Source organism: Mycolicibacterium rhodesiae, assembly GCF_002086695.1.
Classification (GTDB): Bacteria; Actinomycetota; Actinomycetes; order Mycobacteriales; family Mycobacteriaceae; genus Mycobacterium; species Mycobacterium rhodesiae.
Genome location: NZ_MVIH01000009.1, coordinates 144,030 through 164,841, shown reverse-complemented (window position 1 = coordinate 164,841; position 20,812 = coordinate 144,030). Strand labels below are relative to the sequence as shown.

Genomic DNA, 20,812 nt, shown 5'->3' with positions numbered 1-20,812 from the left:
CGGTCGCGCGAAGCACTGGTCATGCCCGACCTGCGGGGAATGTACTGGTCCGACGCGGAGCCGGCTCTCCGGACAGTGGGCTGGACCGGGGTGCTGGACAAAGGCCCGAGTCTGCCGAACACCCGCTATGCGCGCAATCAGATCGCCGTGCAGAACCCGGCACCGGGCCAGGTCATCGCCGGCGACGCGGTGATCACCCTGCAGTTCGCCGCCTGACCAACGTTCGGCGGGCTCTGACATCCACATGTGCTCGCCAGCGGGTTGCCTATTGTCGAGGCCGCAAGTTGTGGTAGACACTCAGCAAACTCGCTTAGGACTTTCTCAGGTAGGGCGATGCGGCCGGAGTACAGGGGGAACCATGAGGCACAGCGGCAGCGGACAGGGCGCGCACCGCGCCCGGCGACCTCGCCGCCGGCCGTATGCCTGGCTGGGGGCCGGCGCGGTGACCCTTGGGGTCGGCGCCGCCCTGGCCAGTGGAACCGCCGTCGCGTATGCCGACACCGGCGCCTCGGGGTCGGGTAAGGCCACTTCCGCCAGTTCTGAAGGCTCGACATCGTCGAGTACCAGCGACTCGACGGCGCCCAAGAAGTCCACCGCCCACTCGGCCCGCCACAGTTCCGTGACGTCGTCGGGCGGAAACGTCAGCTCGCGCAAGGCATCGTCCGCCACGGTGAGTGACACGCCGGCCGCGGCGGCCGCCGTCGACACCGGGTCGACCGAGTCGGTGAGCGCGACAACGACAACGAAGCCCACGCCCGCCACGTCGACCGCGCATTCGGCTCGCGTACCGGCCCCGGCCGCGGTGACGACCACCCCCGCCGCGGCAAATTCGACCCCGAGTAGCTACTCCTGGCTGCCGTCTACGCCGCCGGTGGTCGCCAACGTCGCGGTGAATCTGGCTCTGCAGCAGATCGGGCAGGCACAGTCGCAGCTGCAGCAACAGACCTGGGGAAGCGGCAACATCGCCGCCGGGTTGGTGTCGATCGTCCCGCAGGTGCTGCTGTCGCAGGCCGCGTTGGCATTGAACACCTGGGGGACGGCGATCACACCGGCGCAGTCGCTCTATGCCAGGACATCGGGCGTCCCGATCGTGCACGAACTCGCCGGGGTGGGCCTGCTCGGCGCACTGTTGCTGCCGACGCTGGCCACCACGGCACTCAACAGCACCGGATTGTTCCTCCCCCTGGTTGGCGCGCTCGAGGGCGGCGGCATCACGCCGGTGCAGAACGCGGTCAGCACGGCCGCGCTCAACAGCCGGGTGTACGCGCTGGTTCCGGTGACCATGCGGTCCACCACCGAGCCCATCGTCTACATCACGATCAACGGCGGACCCAGCACACCCGTACTGGTCGACACCGGTTCGTCGGGCCTGGTGGTCACCATGGCCTCGGTGGGTGACGCGGCGCCGCTGGGCGCACCGACCGGCACCGTCACCAGTGGCTACAGCGGCGGCCTCTCCTACACGGCGACGACTTACACGACGACGGTGAACTTAGGAAACGGCATCGTCTCCGGGCCGACGAACGTCAACATCGTCGACTCCCAGGACGCCGCAGCCGCTTTGGCCTTCTTCCACCAACTGGGTGGCGCGTCGGGCGTACTCGGAATCGGCGCCAACGCGGCGGGCCCCGGACCCCAGGGCCTGCCGACCACCGCCCTGCCCGGCGACCTGAGCCAGGGCGTGTTCCTCTACCAGAGCCTGTTCCTCGGCATCGCCGGCGTGATGGTGTTCGGACCCAACCCGTTGCCGAGCCGGACCCCGGTATCCGGTGCGCCCGACGCCTACCTGAACGTGAAGATCAACAACAATTCGCCGACGACCGTCGGGGCGATCATCGACTCCGGCGGCGTGTACGGGACGATCCTGTCCTCGATGATCGGCGGCGCCGGCAGTGTGCCGGTGGGGACCAGGATCTCGGTGTACACCCCTGACGGAGTACTGCTGTACTCCTATACCGTCACGTCGCAGAATCGGCCGACGGTGATCACGAGCGGGCTCATCAACACCGGCTACGCCCCGTATCAGCACGGTCCGGTCTACCTCGATTACACGACCCCCGACGGCCAGGGCGCGACGCATTTCGACTACGCCTGATTCTTTGGCGCGCAACGCGACTCGCCGAGTTTTGTCGCCATAGCAAATTAGTTGCTGACAGTTTGGGCGTTTCGCGAACCCGCGTCCGTTTGCAGGCATACCCTCCGCTGAGGCGCTGTCGCCGTCGTTGGTCGGGAGGTAGAAAGTCATGGGTGCTTCGAGGTTTGTCGGACGGGTTGGCGGATTGGCGGTGGCGCTCGGAGTGGGCGCCGCGGTGTTCTCCACGGGTTACGGCGTGGCATGGGCGGACGGGTCGACGGGATCGTCGGCGGCAGGCTCGAATTCGAGCTCTGCGAGCGGCGCCGCGAACTCCTCCGGAACCGGGTCGAAAGGCGCGTCGGCGTCCACCGGGTCGTCCAGGCGGACGACCACTGCCGGGTCGGGCCAAGCGGTCGGTACGGGCGGCGCCAAGACCAGCTCCAAGCATTCCAAGGCCGGCCCCGCTCAGGTGCGTGCCGACTCAGCGGTGTCCGCGCAGACGACGAGTTCGGCTGCCGGAGCGGCAAACAACGCGGGATCGGAATCCGGTTCCGGCGGCAGCGCCGATGTCGTCGCCCCGTCGGCGAGTTCGACTGCAGCGGTGGTGACGCCGGTGGCCTCGCTGGCTCCCAAGCTGCCCGTGCTGCCGTCGCCGAGCGCGATCTCCGGAGTGCTGACCACCGCACTGCACGACGTGCTCGATCCGTTCTCCGGTGGCCTGCCCAGGCCCGCAGTCGACTCGCCACTGGCGCTGACCTTCGCCGCATTGCAGCGCCGCACGTCCGCCTCGGCACTGGCGAGCAATCCGATCGCGATCAATCCGGTACTGGTCATCAATGACGGCATCATCGACGGCACCACCAACGCCACCGGGGCATCCGGACTGACCTACACACTGATCAGTGGGCCCAACAAGGGCGGGAAGATCACGTTCTCCGCGACCGGTGATACCAACTACCAGCTCGGCAACTTCAGCTATCTGCCGGACCAGTCGGTGCTCGGCGGAACAGTCAACGAGCAGTTCAAGATTCTGGTGGCTCAGAAGACCCAGTTCGACCAGATCCTGGAAAGCATCCCACTGCTCGGCGGTCTTGCCGGGCAGGTGATCGTCGTCCTGCACCAGACTCCCGTCCTCGGCGACCTGCTCGCGCCGATCATCGGGTACTCGCAGGTCGCCACATTCAACTCGACGGCCGTGCTGCCCGCCACCGACCCGGTGGCCTACACCTACAAGATGCCGTCCTTCGACGGCACACTGATCAGCGTCAACTGGTTCCCGAAGCTCGGACTCACCGGATCCGACACGGCACCAACGATTCTCGACGGTCCCGGTCTGGCGACCGCCGGCCAGACCGACCCGTACACGCAGTACGGCATCGGCGGACTGACGCCGGGTGTCTCGCTGCTCCGCGACAACTACAACGTGGTCACGTGGGATCCGCGCGGCGAGTTCGCCTCCGGCGGCATCCTGCAGCTCGACAGCCCCTTCTTCGAGGCGCGCGACGTCTCGTCGATCCTCAATTATGTTGCCGGACTGGATAATTCGCTCCTGGACGGCCCGAACGATCCCCGAGTCGGGATGGTCGGCGGCTCCTACGGCGGCGGTATCCAGCTCACCAGTGCGGCCACCGACCCACGGATCGACGCGATCGTCCCGGGTATTTCGTGGAACTCACTGAACAACTCGCTGTACCCCGACGGCTCGTTCAAGACGGCCTACGCATCGCTGCTCCTGCTGTCGCTGGTCCTGTCGAAGGCCCGGATCAACAACCTGATCTATCAGGGCATCATCACCGGTGACCTGTTCGGGGTGCTGAGCAACAGTGCACAGGCATTGTTGGCAGGCAGTGGTCCCACGTCGCTGCTCAACCAGCTGAAGGCGCCGACGCTGCTGATCCAGGGCACGGTCGACGTGTTGTTCACGCTGCAGCAGGCGATCGACAACGCGCAGACGATCATCGCCAACCCCTATGGCACGCCGGTGAAGATGATCTGGTTCTGCGGCGGCCACGGGGTGTGTCTGACCAACGACGGTGACGTCAACCCCAACCTGGCCTCGACGTTCGCCTGGCTGGACTACTACGTGAAGGACGGCAACACCAGCGGGACCCCGAACATCCCCAATTTCCAGTTCACCGACCAGAACGGGAATTGGTACAAGTCCGACCTGCTTCCCACGTCGGGTAGCGGCCTGTTCGGCACACCCGACCAAGCGGTGACCGGAGCGTCCGGCGGCACGCTGGGCATCGTCCCGATCATCGGTGGCTCCGGGCCCGCGCCGCAGGCGGCGATCCCGTACTCGCTCGGCTTGGCGTCCAAAGCGCGCAACGCGATCAACGTGGCCGTGCCGACCCAGGTCGGTACGACATACTTGGGCGCGCCCACGGTGAGCTTCGACTACCAGGGTCTGGGTAACAGCCGCTTCGTCTACGCACAGCTGGTCGACAACAAGACGGGTCTGGTTGTCGGGAACCTGGTGACGCCGGTGGCGGTGACGCTGGATGGGCGCACACACACCGCAACCATCAACATGGAGAACATGGTGTACACCGCTGCGGATGCGAGCGACGATCTGACTCTGCAGATCACCAGCTCGGCGACCGCGTACGAGAGGTTCACCGCGTTCGGCGTCGTCAACATCTCCAACATCAACCTGACGCTGCCGACAGCCGACCCGACCAAGTTCAGCCCGGAACCGTGAGGACCCGGTCAGCCGGCTGACGTCAGCCGGCTGACCGCGAACCGTGCGGCTTGATTGACCACGCCGGAACTGACGTATCTGCTGTGCGCCAGCAGGTCCGCGCCGTTCGAGCAGATGGGGTCGCCGATGAGGCACACGTCGAGGGCCCTGGCGCCGTAGAGGGGGCTCCTGGCGGGGAGCGGACCGCCGCCCATCCTGCGGGAGGGATTGCCGAACACCACGACCGCGGCGACGTGACCGGCGACGGCGTCCGGCATGGGTGTCGGGGTGCCGAACGCCGCACCGGCGGTTGCGGTGAGCAGGTCGATGACGTCGGCGCCCTGCGAGTACCCGCTCAGCACGACACGGGTTGCCGGACAGGCCGCGACGAGGTTCTGGACGTGGACCCAGCCGTCGGTGGCACCGGTGGTGGTTCCTCCGCTCAGGTCCAGATTCGCCGGATAGTTGATGCCGTACACCGACAGCGATTTGCCGGGAAGCTGCGCGCTCATCGCGTTGACCAGAGCCCGTCCGACCGCGTCGACCGGAGGCACGGTATCGGTGCCGCGGGCGTACACCACATGCACGTCGGGGCAGGCGTCGGCCCGCGCGATCGACGGTGTGGGCAGCATCACCTGCACCGCGATTGCCATCACACCCGCGGCAAAAATTCGTTCGCCCCGATGTGTGTGCACGGCTGCATGGTGGCACCCGTTGACCACGGCAGAACTAGGCGCGCCGAAGCCGACCGGAACTCACGAGCAAATACACAGGACCTGCCTCTGGTGCGGGCCTCCCTAAGTTGTTGGCGCCTAGGGGAATTGGGCTAAAATCTGCTCTGTTGCAAAACGAGTGTGACGGGGTCGGGGCGCTTGAGGTCGTAAGGAATCAACACGATGACACTGATGAAGATCGCAGCAACAGCAGCACTTTCCGCGGGGCTCGGCTTGGCCGGCCTTGGCGTCGGCGCGGGTGTCGCCTCCGCCGACCCGGGACATGGCCACGGCCATGACGGCTGGCAGTGGGACGACCATGACCGCGGCCGTGGCGGCTGGCGTGGGCCGGATTACGGCCCCGTGTACTACGGCCCGCCCGCAGCCTGTGTGCAGGCCACCGGTCCGTTCGGGCTGGTGACCGGCGGCGCCTGCATCTAGGGCGGCTAGCTCGGCACGACGCCCCGGGCCTTCGGCAACGGCAGATCGTTGTAGGTCGCGATGCCGGGCGGCGCGGCGACGACAGCGGGGATCGCGTGAATCGGCGGCATCGCCGTCATGATGTGGCCGAGGACGAAGAAGTCTTCGAGTGACTTCGCGTTCTCGATCATGTCCATCGGCGGCAGGAATCCGACCTGCATGTTCACCGTCGGACGTCCGTCGATGGTGATTTTCCAGCCGTCGGCGTCGAGCTGCCAGTCCGGCTGCAGCGTGGTGCCCTTCTTCCAGCGCACGTTGATGTCGATGACGGTCTTGCCGTTCACGATGCCCCGCCAGCTGGCGTAAACCCCGGCGACGTGGCCTGCCTTGATGGTCCACGACGCCATCGGCAGATCCTCGGTGGTCTGGGCGTATTCGGACACGCAGGTGATCTCGTCCAGCTCCAGGCCGAGGGAATCGGCGACCAACTGCACGGCCTCGGCGAACACCGCGGTGCCCTTGGCGGCCATCGGCTGCAGGTCGGGATCGTCGATGCGCATATCGAATCCGACCGGGCGCTCGGTCTCGGGGGAGTCGTAGAGGGTGGTGTCGGCGGATTCGGCGATGGTGATCTTGTCGACGCGATCGCAGGAGGTGGCGGCAACGATCGCCAGTAGCTCGGCGAAGCCGGGGCTCACGCCTGATCCGAACATTGTCGAGCCGCCGGTCTTACAGGCTTCCTCGATGCGGGCACGGCCCGCGCCCAGGTTCTGGCCGGTGATGAACGACGCGGATGCGACGACGTTGACCCCGGCCGACAGGATCCGGACCAACTCGTCGACGTCGATCCACATCGGGTTGTAGACCACGCAGTCCGGCTTGAGCGCCAGCAGAGCGTCGACGTCGTTGGTCGCAGTGACGCCCAGCGGTTCGATGCCGACCAGTTCTCCGACGTCGCGGCCGGCCTTGTCCGCTGACCATGCATAACAGCCGACGAGTTCGAGTCCGGGGTTGGCGGTGATCGCCTGGACGGAGCTCTTTCCTACATTGCCGGTCGTCCACTGGACGACCCGATAAGGAGAAATGTTGGGCACTCGCTCAGCATAGGGTCAGCTGCGCAGATCAGACGGTTGTTTAGGTGAACTTGACAGTCGTCTACTCGTCGACCGCGATGTTGGTGCGGTTGCGCCGGCGCAGGCGATGGTTCGTCTTGCCGGTCGGGCGCTTGTTCCGCAGCGCACCGGCAGGCTCGGAGTCGACGCCGTCAGCGGGCGCCGGTTCGACCTCGGGCTCGGCCTCCGCAGAGGCATCGGCCGACACTTCGGCCGGCTGTTCGTCCTCGACGGCCGGTTCGCTGCTGTCCTCGGACGTCGCGGAGTCGGCAGCCTCGGTGGCCTCGGCAGCTTCGGTGACCTCGGTGGTTTCCTCTGCGTCGTCGGCCGCCTTGCCGCGCTTCTTCTTGACCTTCTTCTCTTTCTTCGGCTTCGCCGGCTTGGGCGGCAGTTCGGCGGTGTAGGCCAGCTGGAAGGAGAGCAGCGCGAGGACCGCGATCGCGGCGGCCGCGCCGTAGATGCCGAACAGCCACGGGCCGCCCTTGTCGAGGCTGATCCAGATCTCGGCGACCGCGGTCCCGACGATCAGCACGCCGGCCAGCACGTGCAGGATCACCGACCACAGCCGCAAGCGCAGTGCCAGCTGCGGAGTGCCTGCCTCGGGCTTGCGGCTGCGCAGCAGGGTCAGCAACACCGGCAGCGCGGCCAGCGCGATCAGGACGCCGGTGACGATGCGCGCAACAGTGCCCAGCGTGTGGGTGGTGTCGCCCATGAGCTCCCACCACCGGGGAAGCACGAACAAGAAGTACAGAGCTCCGGCCAGCACCCACAGCAGCAGCTGCAGTGCAGTCGCGGTAACGCGCCCCATACCCCTCCTCAAGTCAAAATCCGAGGTGCGATCAGGCGTTGTGACCCCCCGATCGCACCTCGGATCAGGTGCGGAGGATAGGGGATTTGAACCCCTGAGGGCTGTTAACCCAACCCGCGTTCCAGGCGAGCGCCATAGGCCACTAGGCGAATCCTCCGTCGGCAATGGTAGCGGACTCGGGAAGCGCCTCGCCCCGGCTGCCTGGCTCACCTTGTCTTGCTGCCTCCGCCGGCGGGCCACCTCTCGGCAGGTATTACACTCGCCACGGACCCCGCGCGGCGTCTATCCTGTGAACTCCCCCAGGGCCGGAAGGCAGCAAGGGTCAATGGGCTCTGGCGGGTGCGCGGGGTCCCCTTCGTGAAAGGCGCATGGTGTCGTTCCACTCCCTGGGCCCCGATGAGTTGCGAGCCCAGCATGAATTGCAGCGGCAGAACTACGCCGACCTGCAGGCCAAAAAGCTGTCGTTGGACCTCACCCGGGGCAAACCGTCGGCCGAGCAGCTGGACCTGTCCAACGCGCTGCTGAGCCTCCCCGGTGAGCAGTACCGCGACGAGGATGGCACCGACACCCGTAACTACGGCGGCCTGCATGGACTGCCCGGTCTGCGATCGATCTTCAGCGACCTCCTCGGCATCCCGGTGCCCAATCTGATCGCCGGTAACAACGCCAGCCTTGAGCTGATGCACGACATCGTGGTGTTCTCGCTGCTGCACGGGGGCGTCGACTCACCGCGGCCCTGGAGTCAGGAGCCGGTGATCAAGTTCCTCTGCCCGGCTCCGGGATACGACCGGCACTTCGCGATCACCGAGAGCTACGGCATCGAGATGATCAGCGTGCCGATGAATGAGGACGGCCCCGACGTCGACCTCATCGAAGAGCTCGTCGCTGCCGACCCCGCCATCAAGGGCATGTGGTGCGTACCGGTGTTCTCCAATCCGACCGGCACCACCTACTCGTGGGAGGTGGTCCGCAGGCTGGTGCAAATGCGCACCGCCGCACCGGATTTCCGGTTGTTCTGGGACAACGCCTACGCCGTGCACACGTTGACGCTGGACTTCCCGCGACAGGTCGACATCCTGGGCCTGGCCGACAAGGCGGGTAATCCGCACCGGCCCTATGTCTTCGCCTCCACCTCGAAGATCACCTTCGCGGGGGCAGGGGTGAGCTTCTTCGGCGGCTCGCTGGGCAACATCGCCTGGTATCTGCAGTACGCCGGCAAGAAGTCGATCGGCCCGGACAAGGTGAACCACCTGCGGCACCTGCTGTTCTTCAAAGATGCCGACGGTGTGCGGCTGCACATGCAGCGCCACCAGCAACTGCTGGCGCCGAAGTTCGCGCTCGCCCTGGACATCCTGGACAAGCGACTCACCGACTCGAAGGTCGCGTCGTGGACCGAGCCCAAGGGCGGCTACTTCATCAGCCTCGATGTGCTGCCCGGAACAGCCAAGAAGACCGTCGCGCTGGCCAAGGACGCCGGCATTGCGGTCACCGAGGCGGGTGCGTCGTTCCCCTATCGAAAAGATCCGGACGACAAGAACATTCGGATCGCGCCGACGTTCCCGCCGGTGTCGGATTTGACCGACGCGATCGACGGCCTGGCCACCTGCGCGTTGCTGGCGGCCACCGAGTCCATGCTGGGGTCCGCGGCTGTCACCGACGGTCGGTAGCCTTCACCCGTGGCGCTCTACCGCAAGTACCGGCCGGCAACCTTCGCCGAGGTGGTGGGCCAGGAGCACGTCACCGAACCGCTGTCGACCGCGCTGTCGGCGCATCGGATCAACCACGCCTACCTGTTCTCCGGTCCGCGTGGTTGCGGCAAAACGTCCTCGGCGCGCATCCTCGCCCGCTCGCTGAACTGTGAACAGGGTCCGACGCCGACCCCGTGCGGGGTGTGCGATTCGTGCGTGGCGCTGGCCCCCAACGGCCCGGGCAACGTCGACGTGGTCGAACTCGACGCCGCCAGCCACGGCGGTGTGGATGACACCCGCGAACTGCGCGATCGGGCGTTCTATGCGCCCGCTCAGTCGCGCTACCGCATCTTCATCGTCGACGAAGCGCACATGGTCACCACCGCCGGCTTCAACGCGTTGCTCAAGATTGTCGAGGAGCCGCCCGAGCACCTGATCTTCGTGTTCGCCACCACCGAACCGGAGAAGGTGCTGCCGACGATCCGGTCGCGCACCCATCACTACCCGTTCCGGCTGCTGGCCCCGAAGACCATGCGCGCGTTGATCGAGAAGATCATCGCCTCGGAGAGCGTCACCGTCGACGACGCGGTGTATCCGCTCGTCATCCGGGCCGGCGGCGGTTCTCCCCGCGACACGCTGAGCGTCCTGGACCAGCTGCTGGCCGGCGCCGAAGGCAACCGCGTGCACTATCAGCGCGCGCTCGCGCTTCTGGGCGCCACCGACGTGGCCTTGATCGATGACGCTGTCGACTCGCTGGCCGCAGGCGATGCCGCGGCACTGTTCGGTGCGGTGGAGTCGGTGATCGACGCCGGACATGATCCGCGCCGCTTCGCCGTCGACCTGCTCGAGCGGTTCCGCGATTTGATTGTGCTGCAAGCGGTTCCGGACGCTGCCACCCGCGGTGTGGTCGACGCCCCCGACGACGTGCTGGAGCGGATGCGCGAGCAGGCCACCAAGATCGGGCCCGCGACGCTGACCCGCTACGCCGAGGTGGTGCACGCGGGGCTGGGGGAGATGCGCGGCGCGACGGCACCACGGTTGCTGCTGGAGGTGGTCTGCGCCCGGCTTCTGTTGCCGTCGGCCAGCGACACCGAGTCGGCGCTGCTGCAGCGGATCGAACGTATCGAGACCCGGATGGAGATCACGATCCCGGCGGGTGAGGCCGGATTGAATTCTGGTGCACCGGCGGCGGCGCCGGCCAAGCAGTATGTGCGCAAGACGCAGCAGCCCGCGCCAGCGCCCGAGCCGGCAGCAGCGTCGGCGCCTGCTGCGCCCGCGGCACCCGAGCCCCCGGCTCCGCGGCCCGCGCCTGAGCCGATTGCCAGGCCGGAGCCGATCGCGCCGCCGGAGCCGGTTGCGCGGCCCGAACCCGTCGCCAAGCCCGACCCGGTACCGGAGGCCACACCGCCGCCGCCGGCCACCGAACCCGCGGCCGCACCGGCCCCCGCCACTGCGGGCGAGCCGGGTGCGGCCGCGGTGCGCACGATGTGGACGACGGTGCGAGAGAAGGTTCGGCAGCGCAGCCGCACCACGGAGGTGATGCTGGCCGGTGCGATCGTGCGGGCGGTCGAGAACAACACGCTGATCCTCGGCCACGAGTCGGCGCCGCTGGCCAAGCGGTTGTGCGAGCAGCGCAATGCCGACGTCATCCGCGACGCGCTCAAGGATGCGCTCGGCGTGGACTGGCGGGTGCGCTGCGAGGTCGGCATCGGTGAGCCGGTGCGCGAAGCCGAGCCATTACCACCGGAACCCGAGCCCGACCCTGTCGATCGCCAGCGGGCCGAAGAGGACAGCATGATCGCCGAGGTCGGCCGCGACGACGAGGACGCGGCGCCGCGACGCGACCCGGAGGAAGTGGCGCTCGAACTACTGCAAACCGAGTTGGGCGCCCGCAAGATCGACGGCTAGCAGTTCTGTGCGCGGTCTCGTGGTCCGCTGTGGATCTGCTGTGCTGTGAAGCGCTTGTGCGTCAGCACCTTTACCGTCGGTGCATGATCCTCGACTTTCGTCGAACCGCGGCGACGCTCGTTGCATGCGGCGCCCTCGCAGTGGCGTTGTTCGGCCAACTTCCCTCTGCAGCAGCAGATCCCGATGCGCCGCCGCCACCACCGAACTGCACCGCCGCCGACCTGGAAGGGGTGCGAATGGGTGTGCAGGCCGCGACGTCGGCGTACCTGTTCACCCATCCCGACGTGAACGCGTTCTTCACCAGCCTCGCCGGTGTTCCCCGGGCGCAGGTACTTCAGCGGGTCAAGGCGTACATGGCCGCCAATCCGCAGACCGCCGCCGACATCACCGGAATTCGACAACCGTTGCTGGACATCAAGAATCGATGCGGTCAGCTTCCCGGATCGGCGGTCTAGAAGCGGTTCAGGGCGTCCACCACGGGCGCAACGGCAACCCGGCGTCGCCGCCCTTCTCGTCGAGCTTGACGGCCAGAACCTGGTGCAGCTGAACGACATTGGTCTCGAAGCCGAGTCGCGATCCGGCCATGTACAGGCCCCACACCTTGGCAGTGGCCAGTCCGACTTCGTCGACGGCCTCGTCCCAGTGCTCGACGAGGTTGCGGCACCAATCGCGCAACGTCATCGCGTAGTGGTGGCGAAGGTTCTCCTCGTGCAGCACCTCCAGGCCGGCGTCCTGGGCTTCGGTGATGATGCGGCCCGAGCCGGTCAGCTCCCCGTCGGGGAAGACATAGCGGTCGATGAATCCGCCAGTGGTAGTGGCTTTGTTGTCGGGGCGGGTGATGCAGTGGTTGAGCAGCAGACCGCCGACGCGGAGCTTGCTCCTCAAGAAGCCGAAGTACGCCGGATAGTTGGCCACCCCGATGTGCTCCGTCAAGCCGATCGACGACACCGCGTCGAAGCCGCTCTCGAGCACGTCGCGGTAGTCGCTGTGGCGGACCTCGGCCAGGTCGGCCAGGCCCTGCTCGGCAATGGCCTTCTGCGCCCAGGCGGCCTGCTCACGGGACAGCGTCACACCGATCGCCTTCACGCCATGCTTCGCCGCGTAGCGCACCATGCCACCCCACCCACAGCCGACGTCGAGCAGACGATCGCCGGGCTTGAGCTTCAGCTTCTCGAACACCAGCCGGTACTTGTTCTCCTGCGCTTCCTCCAGCGTCGCGTCCGCGCTGGGATAGCAGGCACACGTGTACGTCATCGACGGCCCAAGGACCCACTCGTAGAACGTGTTTGACACGTCGTAGTGGTGGTGGATGGCATCGGCGTCACGCTTCTTGCTGTGTCGCAGGCCTTCGGCGACCCGGCGCCACCGTGGCAGCGCTTCCTGCGGCGGTGGGGCGATCGGCTTGAGATGCTCGATGCCGATCGAACGCACGATGTCGACCAGTACCCGCGCCGGCGGTCGCTTGAAATCCAGCTGGTGCGATAGCGCCCGCAGCAGGTCGTACGGATCCCCAGGATGTACGCCCTGCATTTCGAGGTCGCCCGACACGTAGGCGCGGGCCAGGCCCAGATCGCCCGGTGCGGTCGCCAGATACGTTGTTCCCCGCGGGGTGAGCAGATCCAGACCCAGCTCGGCATCTTGGGGCCCCGCGGAGCTACCGTCGTAAGCGGTGAACTTCAGCGGCAGTTCTCCACCCGCGGTGAAGATCTCGAGGATCTCGGCCAGTTTGAACTTTCCGGGCGCATGCGCCTCGTTCTCACGAAAAATCGTCATTGTCGTTGCACCGCCTTTGCATACAGGTCCAGCAGCCGTGAATCAGGATCGTAGGTCTTTTTTACGGTCTTATAGGTTTCGCCACCGTAGAGATTGTCAAACTCCTCCCGACTGTAGAAAGCGTCGGAGTACAGCGACTTGTGCCCATCGAGCTTGCCGATCTGCTCTTCTATCAGGCGGTTCGTGTGGCCGGGTGTGGGCCCCATCGGGACCGAGGACCAGAACCCGATGTTGACGTAGCTGTGGCCGGCGCGCAGCGGGTACAGCGGCCAGCCGGCCGGATCGCGCAGCCGAAGCGGGCACAACCACAGCGGCTCGATGGGTATTTCGTCCAGGAACCACCTCAAGAATTCCTCGCAGTGCTCGATCGGCACCTCGACGTCCTGGACCACGCGCTCCAGCGGCGGACGGCCGTGCCGCGCCTCGATCCGGTCGGCGATGTTGAACTTCTGGTCGTAGCCGATCAGCTTCCAGTAGAAGCTGCTCCGTCGATAACGACGTGGCCACCACCGGCGGATCTTCGGGTTCTGCGCGCCGAACGCCCGCGAACACCAGAACCAATCGGTGTCCCAGCGCCACAGGTAGTCGTGAATGGTCAGCCGGTCGTCCTTGACACCGTTGTCGTGCTGGATCGAGCGGTAGTAGATGTCTTGTCCGGTGTAGTCACTGACCGCGCCGGCGCTGGGAGTCTGCACGCCCAGGCACAGGTAGCTCTCGTCGGCGCTGAACACCACGCCGTCCAGGTAGTCGACCCGGGTGCCGTCGTATCCTCCGGTCTCGATGATCCGGTCCATCGCGACCACCAGGTCGGGCAGTGAATGGAACCGCAGGTGCTTGAGCGCGACGAACGGCTTGACCGGTTCCAGCTCGATCTTCAGGCGCACCGAATAGCCAAGCGTGCCATAGGAATTGGGGAAACTCCGGAACAGGTCCGGATGTGCCTCCCGGCTGGCGGTGACCACGTCACCCGAGCCGGTCAAGATGTCCATCTCGATCACGGACTCGTGCGGCAGACCGTTGCGGAACGACGCCGACTCGATCCCCAGTCCGGTCACCGCACCGCCAAGGGTGATGGTCTTGAGCTGCGGAACCACCAGCGGGGACAGACCGTAGGGCAGGGTCGCGGCGACCAGGTCTTCGTAGGTGCACATGCCGGCGACGTCGGCGGTCCTGGCGGCCTGGTCGACAGAGATCACGTCGGTGAGCCCGGAGGTGTCCAATCCTGGCGCGGTGCTCTTGGCACGCGCGCGGAACAAGTTGGACGTGGGTTTCGCCAGACGTACGGGTGCGTTCGGCGGAATGGCGCGGTAGCTGGCGAGAAGCCGCTCCACGCCCTGGACATGAGCTGACAGTGCTGCAGAAACAGACACACGACTACGCTAGTCCGCAGCCACAGCCGATGCGACCGCACGGCTGGTGGATCACACCGCAATCCGCCGTCACCCGAGGAGTTTCACCTGATGGGACAGGTCAGCGCCGCAAGTTCGATCTTGATCGACGCCGAACCGGCCGCCGTGCTCGATGCGATCGCCGACTACCAGAACGTGCGCCCGAAGATCCTCTCGCCGCAGTACAGCGAGTACCAGGTGCTGCAGGGCGGCCAGGGTCAGGGCACGGTCGCCAAATGGAAGCTGCAGGCCACCAAGTCGCGGGTGCGTGAGGTGCAGGCCGTCGTCGACGTCGCCGGCCACACCGTCATCGAGAAGGACGCCAACTCGTCGATGGTGATCAATTGGACCGTCGCGCCCGCCGGTCCCGGCTCCAGCGTCACCCTCAAGACCACCTGGACAGGGGCAGGCGGCATCGGCGGCTTCTTCGAGAAGACGTTCGCACCGCTGGGCCTGCGCAAGATTCAGGACGAGTTGCTGGGCAACCTCAAGAAGACCGTCGAGGCCGGGAAGGCCTAACTGGCTCGCGCCGGCTGGGTGGCCAGGAACGCCGCGATGCCCGCAACGACGGCGGCAGCGTATTTCTGGCGGCCCTCCGGGCTCTCCATCAGTGCCGAGTCCGCCGGATTCTTCATGTTTCCGCACTCCACCAGCACTGATGGGTACTGGGCGAGGTTCAGCCCGGCGAGGTCGGCGCGGCCGTAGAGACCGTCCGAGCCGATGTAGTTCGCCGCCGGGATGCCGGCCGCGACCATCTGGTCGCGCATGGTCCTGGCGAGCTGGACCGACGGCCCGGCCTGCGCCTGGTTCAGCGGCGGGTTGGAGTAGTTGACGTGGAAGCCCCGGCCGGTGGCCGGACCCCCGTCGGCGTGAATCGAGATGATGGCGTTGGGCTGCAGCGCGTTGGCCATCGCGGCACGCTCGTCGACGCACGCCGCCACCTGGTTGTCGTTACCGCGGGACATGGCGGTGCGTACGCCGAGCTGGCTCAGCATCTGGCGGATCAGCAGCACGGTGTCCCAGTTGAAGGTGTGTTCGGGGAACCCGTCGTTGGTGGTGGTGCCCGACGTCTGGCAGTCCTTGGTGCCGCCCCGGCCGGTCGGGACCTGCTTGGTCATTGAGGCATCGTTGGCCCCGTTGTGGCCGGGATCGAGGAACACGATCATCCCGGCGATGCTGGTCGGCGCGGCATGGACAAGCGGACTGGTCACCGTCGACACAACCAGCATGACGCTGGTGCATGCTGCGGCCACGACACGAGCTCGGGCGGACATAAGCACGCGCGTCACCGTAACTCTTCGCCGTCTAGTCTTGAAGTCGCTGACTGCCCGAATTCGCAGGCGAAACCAAGTCGAGACCGAGACGCAAGGAGACTGTCATGCAACCCGGACCCGGTGAGCTGCCGAACCTCGAAGGATTTCGCGAGCAGGCGGAGCAGATGCGCGACCAGGTCATGCCGGGTCTGCAGGCCGCGCTGGCGCAGGCCCAGGAGATGCAGCAGAAGCTGATGGAGGCTCAAGCCGCGCTGGCCGCCGCCGAGGTACACGGTCAGGCCGGCGGTGGTCTGGTGCAGGTGACCATGAAGGGCAGCGGCGAGGTCGTCGGGATCCGGATCGACCCGAAGGTCGTCAACCCCGATGACGTCGAGACGCTGCAGGACCTGATCGTCGGCGCGCTCGCCGACTCGGCCCGTCAGTTCACGATTTTGGCCCAGACTCACCTCGGCCCGCTGGCCGGGCAGGCCCCAGGCATTCCGGGGGCCTGACGCGTTGTTCGAAGGACCCGTCCAGGATTTGATCGACGAACTCGGCAAGCTGCCGGGTGTCGGTCCCAAGAGCGCGCAGCGGATCGCGTTCCATCTGTTGTCCGTGGAGCCGCCGGACATCGACCGGCTGACCGCAGCGCTGGGCAGGGTCCGCGACGGGGTGCAGTTCTGCGAGGTGTGCGGCAACGTCTCCGATGCCGACCGATGCCGCATCTGCAGTGACGCACGTCGCGACGGGTCGCAAGTGTGTGTTGTCGAGGAACCCAAGGATGTGCAGGCCGTGGAACGCACCCGCGAATTCCGCGGGCGCTATCACGTCCTGGGCGGGGCGCTGGACCCGCTGTCCGGCGTCGGGCCTGATCAACTCCGAATTCGGCAGCTGCTGAACAGAATTGGCGAGCGAATTGACGGGGTCGACATCACCGAGGTGATCATCGCGACCGACCCCAACACCGAAGGTGAGGCGACAGCAACCTATCTGGTGCGAATTCTGCGCGACATCCCCGGGCTGACGGTGTCGCGGATCGCATCGGGACTGCCGATGGGCGGCGATCTGGAGTTCGCCGACGAGCTGACGTTGGGCCGCGCTCTGTCCGGCCGCCGCCAAATGGTGTGACTTCCGTAGGATCGCCTACATGGCGAGGCCCAACGACTTTGTCCAACTGAACTGCGGGGCCTGCGTCGACGGTGCCGGTTTGGGATTCGAGATCTCGATGGCGTTCCAACCGATCTTCGACACAGACGTCAATTCCGTCCACTCGCAGGAGGCGCTGGTTCGTGGGCTGCGCAACGAACCTGCCTCGGCGGTGTTCGCTCAAGTCGGAGACCACAACTTGTATCGGTTCGATCAGGTGTGCCGTGTCACGGCGATCAAATTGGCGGCGGAGTTGGGGATTTCGTCGTCACTGAACGTCAATTTCATGCCGAATGCCGTCTACCGCCCGGAACTCTGCATACGGACGACGCTGGAAGCCGCTGAGACGTATGACTTTCCCGCCGAGCGCATCGTCTTCGAGTTCACCGAGGCGGAGAAGATCGCCGACTTCGCGCACCTGCAGGCGATCGTCGCCGACTATCGGCAGCGTGGATTCACCGTCGCCATCGACGATTTCGGCGCCGGGTATGCCGGACTCAACCTCCTGGCAGATCTCCAGCCGGATCTCGTCAAGATCGACATGGGTCTGGTCCGCGACATCGACCAGGACAAGGCGCGCAGGGCCATCTGTAAGGGCATCGTTCAGGTGAGCGACGAGCTCGGGATCGGGCTCATCGCCGAGGGGATCGAACGCCGCGAGGAGATGGAGTGCCTGCAAGACCTGGGTGTGCATCTGTTCCAGGGCTACTACATCGCCAGGCCCGCATTCGAGAGCGTGGCCGACGTCAACCCCGAAGTGTGCGCGGCCGCCTGACCGGGTGACACACGTGAGATTGAACTGACGCAGGGGTCTACTCGCACTTTGTCTGCGTGAGTTCAATCTCGCGGACGTGTCGGTGGCGGCGACCATGCTGACCCGATGGGTGAGGTGTTCCTCGGCAGCGACGCCGTGGCAAGCGGTGCCCTGACCCGGCATGGATTGCAGCGGTACTACGAGCGGCTGCTGCCCGATGTCTATTGCGCTCGGGGGCAGGCGCAGTCGTTGCGCGATCGCACGGTCGCGGCCTGGCTGTGGTCGCGGAGGCGCGCTGTCATCGGCGGCGCGGCAGCCGCCGCTCTGCACGGTGCGCAGTGGGTGAGCCACGACGAGCCCATCGAGCTGTTCTGGAACAACGGCCGGCCGCCGAGTGGGCTTATCGTCCGCAACGAAACTCTCGGCGACGACGAGGTCACCCGTGTCGCGGGGCTTCCGGTCACCACGCTGGCCCGCACTGCATTCGATCTCGGCCGGCACTTGCCGCGCCACAAAGCAATCGTGCGGTTGGACGCGTTGTCCCGCGCAATCTCCTTCTCGAACGATGAGGTCTTGCTCCTCGCCAAGCGGTATCCAAGAGCCCGAGGCGTGCGGGGGCTCCGCGAGGTTCTGCCTCTTGTCGACCGCGGTGCGGCGTCGCCGAAGGAAACGTGGCTACGTCTACTGCTTATCGACGCTGGGCTTCCCGTGCCGACGACTCAGATTCCCGTCCAGAACAACTGGGGGCTGATCGCGATGCTGGACATGGGATGGGAGGACTACATGGTGGCGGCGGAATACGACGGCGATCTGCATCGCCGTGACCGAGACCGTTACGTCTGGGATCAGAAGCGGTCGCGCCTCGTCGCGGGGATGGGCTGGGAGGTCGTGCGCGTCATCAACGAGGACAAACCGGCCGACGTGATACTGCGGGTTCGCAACGCTCTGACGGCCCGGGGCTGGCGTCCGCGAGATTGAACTGATGCAGGGGTCTACTCGCACTTTGTCTGCGTGAGTTCAATGTCGGCGAAGAGGCGGCGGCGCAAAGAGACCCCAAGCCAGCGCGTCGATTACATCCGGCGGGGGGCGGCCAGGCGCTCGCGGCGAAGCTGCTCGACCTCGGGTAGCTCAAGAGGCTCCAGCGGACCGACGACCCGCGACAGCAGGAGGTCGGCAAGCTCGGGATTGCGGGCCAGGCACGGTCCGTGCAGATACGTCGCGACCACGCTGCCTTGCACGGCACCGTCGTATCCGTCGCCCTCGCGATTACCCGCGCCCTTGACCACGGCCGCGAGTGGACGGGCTTCAGGACCCAAAACTGTTCCGCCGCGGTGATTTTCGAAACCCGTCAGCTGCTGGGAAAGGCCGTCGACCAGCGGTGTGGACACCACCTCGCCAATCGTGCGCTTCTCCTGCGGCGACGTCGTCACATCCAGCAGGCCCACCCCTTCGACCCGCTCGCCGGCCGACGTCTCATACCAATGACCCAACACCTGGATCGCCGCGCAGATGGCCAGCACGGGAGCACCCCGGCCTGCGGCCCGCTGCAAACCCTGATGCGTCAGAAGATGTTTGGTGGCCAGTCGCTGCGCGTAGTCCTCGGCGCCACCGAGGGTGTAGAGGTCCAGCGAGTCGGGCACCGGGTCGGAAAGCGTGATCTCGACGATCTCAGCCGGAATTCCCCGCAGCTGCAACCGTTTACGCAACACGACCGCATTACCGCCGTCGCCGTAGGTACCCATCACGTCGGGTAGTACCAGCCCGATCCGCACCGTGCTCATCGCATCCGCCCCAGAGTCCGTGTCAGCTGCAGGAACGCCGTGTAGTTCGCTACCACCTCGACGTGACCCTTCGGGCACGAGACGATTGCGTCAATTGTGTTGTGCACCAGGGTATGGCGGACTCCTGCATATCCGAGTCGCACCGCCAGGTCCGTTCCCCGCTCACCGGCGGCGACGACGGGCACGTCCTCGAAGTGCTCGAAATCGACGTCCCACAGCCAGGACAGGTCCTCCCCGTCGGGCACTTGACCGTTGACCGCGATCACCACACCGTCGGCGCTCCTGTCGACCATCGACAGCGCCTCCTGCCACCCGGCCGGATTCTTGGCCAGCAGAATGCGCGCGGTGTGTTGACCGATCGGCACGGTCTGGTAGCGGCCGGCGACCTCGTCCACCCGGGAGACGGCGGCCACCGCCGCAACGGGGTCCGCACCCAACGCCACCGCGGCCGCCACCGCCTGGGTGGCGTTGCCGCGGTTGATGGCGCCCGGCAGCGAGAGCCGCATCGGGACCTCGAGGCCGTCCGGACCGTACAGCTTGGCGTCGTCGTACCACCATTGCGGAGTCGGTCGTTTGAAATCGGTGCCGGTCGAGGACCACTGGACGCCGTCGCGGACGATCACCTCACCGCTGCGCGGGCAGCTCACCGAGTCGTTGGCCCACCCGCCGCCCGCGGCCACCCACACCACTCGGGGACAGTCGTAGGCCGCGGAGGTCATCAGGACGTCGTCGCAATTGGCGACGACGATCGCATCGGGGTGGCGGGCCAAGCCGGTGCGCAGCGTGCGCTCGATGTGGTTGATCTCACCCACCCGGTCCAGCTGATCGCGGGACAGATTCAGCAGCACGATCACCGCCGGGTCCACCGCATCGGCTACATGCGGCACGTGCATTTCGTCGACTTCGAGGGCGGCCAGCGCCGCGTCCCGGGTGCCGGCGAGCGCGGCCACCAGCCCGGCGTCCATGTTGGCGCCCTCGGCGTTGGTCGCCACCGGCCCCAGCGTCGCCAGCGCGGCCGCGGTCATCCTGGTGGTGGTGGATTTGCCATTTGTGCCGGTCACGACCACGGTGCGGCGGCCTGTTCCGAGTTGGCGCAGGATCGAGCGGTCCAGTGTCATCGCGACGAGGCCGCCGATCATGGCGCCGGCACCCCGCCCGGTCGCCCGGGAAGCCCAGCGTGCGGCGGATCCGGCGGCCAGCGCGGCGCGCCCCCGCAGTGTCATGGTCGGCCTGGGCATCGGAAGGCAGTTTATGCGTGAAATGACGGCCCGGCCGACACGGATTCGATGTCCCGGGGACTGTCGGACCTGCGTG

General features: G+C 66.5%; 20 protein-coding genes, 1 tRNA gene and 1 other RNA gene. 13 read left to right on the top strand and 9 right to left on the bottom strand.

Annotated features, from left to right (window positions below):
• The first annotated feature begins 21 nt into the window (after positions 1-21).
• From BST42_RS29675 to BST42_RS19295, 3 genes are all read left to right on the top strand, one after another.
• Positions 22-216 (top strand): PASTA domain-containing protein, encoded by a 195-nt coding sequence (locus BST42_RS29675; protein ID WP_165760879.1) that lies wholly within the window; start codon positions 22-24, stop codon positions 214-216.
• A gap of 142 nt (positions 217-358) precedes the next feature.
• The gene (locus tag BST42_RS19300; RefSeq protein ID WP_133057484.1) at positions 359-2,095 is read left to right on the top strand and encodes a PecA family PE domain-processing aspartic protease; all 1,737 of its coding nucleotides are present in this window, start codon (positions 359-361) and stop codon (positions 2,093-2,095) included.
• Positions 2,096-2,243: 148 nt separating this feature from the next.
• Complete coding sequence (locus BST42_RS19295; protein ID WP_083120912.1) at positions 2,244-4,775, top strand: alpha/beta hydrolase family protein; 2,532 nt, start codon at positions 2,244-2,246, stop codon at positions 4,773-4,775.
• An 8-nt stretch (positions 4,776-4,783) separates the two neighbouring features.
• Here the strand turns inward: BST42_RS19295 and BST42_RS19290 are convergent, their stop codons facing one another.
• Positions 4,784-5,449, bottom strand: a complete 666-nt coding sequence (locus BST42_RS19290) for a cutinase family protein (protein ID WP_237159507.1) — start codon at positions 5,447-5,449, stop codon at positions 4,784-4,786.
• Positions 5,450-5,659: 210 nt separating this feature from the next.
• On the opposite strand from BST42_RS19290, the gene BST42_RS19285 reads away from it, so the two are divergent.
• Positions 5,660-5,908, top strand: a complete 249-nt coding sequence (locus BST42_RS19285; RefSeq protein ID WP_133057483.1) for a hypothetical protein — start codon at positions 5,660-5,662, stop codon at positions 5,906-5,908.
• Between the two features lie 5 nt (positions 5,909-5,913).
• Here BST42_RS19285 and BST42_RS19280 read toward each other — a convergent pair whose 3' ends face one another.
• The 3 genes from BST42_RS19280 to BST42_RS19270 all read right to left on the bottom strand — a co-directional run bounded on the left by BST42_RS19280 (position 5,914) and on the right by BST42_RS19270 (position 7,964).
• Positions 5,914-6,981 (bottom strand): NAD(P)H-dependent amine dehydrogenase family protein, encoded by a 1,068-nt coding sequence (locus BST42_RS19280; protein ID WP_083120909.1) that lies wholly within the window; start codon positions 6,979-6,981, stop codon positions 5,914-5,916.
• Between the two features lie 61 nt (positions 6,982-7,042).
• Positions 7,043-7,807: a lipid uptake coordinator LucA gene (lucA, locus tag BST42_RS19275; RefSeq protein WP_083120908.1), complete on the bottom strand. Its 765-nt coding sequence runs from the start codon at positions 7,805-7,807 to the stop codon at positions 7,043-7,045.
• 71 nt (positions 7,808-7,878) lie between these two features.
• Positions 7,879-7,964, bottom strand: a tRNA-Ser gene (locus tag BST42_RS19270).
• Between the two features lie 106 nt (positions 7,965-8,070).
• Between BST42_RS19270 and ffs the strand changes: the two genes are divergently transcribed.
• From ffs to BST42_RS19250, 4 genes are all read left to right on the top strand, one after another.
• An RNA gene (gene ffs, locus BST42_RS19265) (signal recognition particle sRNA small type) lies at positions 8,071-8,165 on the top strand.
• Between the two features lie 13 nt (positions 8,166-8,178).
• Positions 8,179-9,474 carry an aspartate aminotransferase type Ic gene (locus tag BST42_RS19260; protein ID WP_110918681.1) on the top strand — a complete coding sequence of 432 codons (1,296 nt, stop codon included), beginning with the start codon at positions 8,179-8,181 and terminating at the stop codon, positions 9,472-9,474.
• A gap of 9 nt (positions 9,475-9,483) precedes the next feature.
• Positions 9,484-11,403, top strand: a complete 1,920-nt coding sequence (locus BST42_RS19255; protein WP_083120906.1) for a DNA polymerase III subunits gamma/tau — start codon at positions 9,484-9,486, stop codon at positions 11,401-11,403.
• An 83-nt stretch (positions 11,404-11,486) separates the two neighbouring features.
• Positions 11,487-11,858, top strand: a complete 372-nt coding sequence (locus BST42_RS19250; protein WP_083120905.1) for a heme-binding protein — start codon at positions 11,487-11,489, stop codon at positions 11,856-11,858.
• A gap of 7 nt (positions 11,859-11,865) precedes the next feature.
• Here the strand turns inward: BST42_RS19250 and BST42_RS19245 are convergent, their stop codons facing one another.
• Both BST42_RS19245 and BST42_RS19240 read right to left on the bottom strand, forming a co-directional pair.
• Positions 11,866-13,176 carry a class I SAM-dependent methyltransferase gene (locus BST42_RS19245; protein ID WP_083120904.1) on the bottom strand — a complete coding sequence of 437 codons (1,311 nt, stop codon included), beginning with the start codon at positions 13,174-13,176 and terminating at the stop codon, positions 11,866-11,868.
• The gene (locus tag BST42_RS19240) at positions 13,173-14,546 is read right to left on the bottom strand and encodes an FAD-binding oxidoreductase (protein WP_083120903.1); all 1,374 of its coding nucleotides are present in this window, start codon (positions 14,544-14,546) and stop codon (positions 13,173-13,175) included. Before BST42_RS19240 ends, BST42_RS19245 begins: the two co-directional genes overlap by 4 nt.
• 90 nt (positions 14,547-14,636) lie before the next feature.
• Here BST42_RS19240 and BST42_RS19235 point away from each other — a divergent pair, with 90 nt between their 5' ends.
• Positions 14,637-15,083 carry an SRPBCC family protein gene (locus BST42_RS19235; protein ID WP_083120902.1) on the top strand — a complete coding sequence of 149 codons (447 nt, stop codon included), beginning with the start codon at positions 14,637-14,639 and terminating at the stop codon, positions 15,081-15,083.
• Here the strand turns inward: BST42_RS19235 and BST42_RS19230 are convergent.
• Positions 15,080-15,793: an Rv3717 family N-acetylmuramoyl-L-alanine amidase gene (locus BST42_RS19230; RefSeq protein WP_110918674.1), complete on the bottom strand. Its 714-nt coding sequence runs from the start codon at positions 15,791-15,793 to the stop codon at positions 15,080-15,082. The two genes, BST42_RS19235 and BST42_RS19230, sit on opposite strands and share 4 nt — an antisense overlap.
• A 209-nt stretch (positions 15,794-16,002) precedes the next feature.
• On the opposite strand from BST42_RS19230, the gene BST42_RS19225 reads away from it, so the two are divergent.
• The 4 genes from BST42_RS19225 (at position 16,003) to BST42_RS19210 (ending at position 18,695) form a co-directional block, all read left to right on the top strand.
• Complete coding sequence (locus BST42_RS19225) at positions 16,003-16,329, top strand: YbaB/EbfC family nucleoid-associated protein (RefSeq protein WP_036346464.1); 327 nt, start codon at positions 16,003-16,005, stop codon at positions 16,327-16,329.
• Positions 16,330-16,333: 4 nt separating this feature from the next.
• A complete protein-coding gene (recR, locus tag BST42_RS19220) occupies positions 16,334-16,945 on the top strand; it encodes a recombination mediator RecR (protein WP_083120900.1) in 612 nt (203 codons plus the stop codon).
• Positions 16,946-16,964: 19 nt separating this feature from the next.
• Positions 16,965-17,738 carry an EAL domain-containing protein gene (locus tag BST42_RS19215; RefSeq protein WP_083120899.1) on the top strand — a complete coding sequence of 258 codons (774 nt, stop codon included), beginning with the start codon at positions 16,965-16,967 and terminating at the stop codon, positions 17,736-17,738.
• 105 nt (positions 17,739-17,843) lie between these two features.
• Complete coding sequence (locus BST42_RS19210; RefSeq protein WP_083120898.1) at positions 17,844-18,695, top strand: putative endonuclease domain-containing protein; 852 nt, start codon at positions 17,844-17,846, stop codon at positions 18,693-18,695.
• 92 nt (positions 18,696-18,787) lie between these two features.
• Here the strand turns inward: BST42_RS19210 and BST42_RS19205 are convergent, their stop codons facing one another.
• Both BST42_RS19205 and BST42_RS19200 read right to left on the bottom strand, forming a co-directional pair.
• Positions 18,788-19,498, bottom strand: a complete 711-nt coding sequence (locus BST42_RS19205; protein WP_083120897.1) for a type 1 glutamine amidotransferase — start codon at positions 19,496-19,498, stop codon at positions 18,788-18,790.
• Positions 19,495-20,736 carry a Mur ligase family protein gene (locus tag BST42_RS19200; protein ID WP_207569534.1) on the bottom strand — a complete coding sequence of 414 codons (1,242 nt, stop codon included), beginning with the start codon at positions 20,734-20,736 and terminating at the stop codon, positions 19,495-19,497. The genes BST42_RS19205 and BST42_RS19200 overlap by 4 nt, the downstream gene beginning before the upstream one ends.
• Between the last annotated feature and the right edge of the window lie 76 nt (positions 20,737-20,812).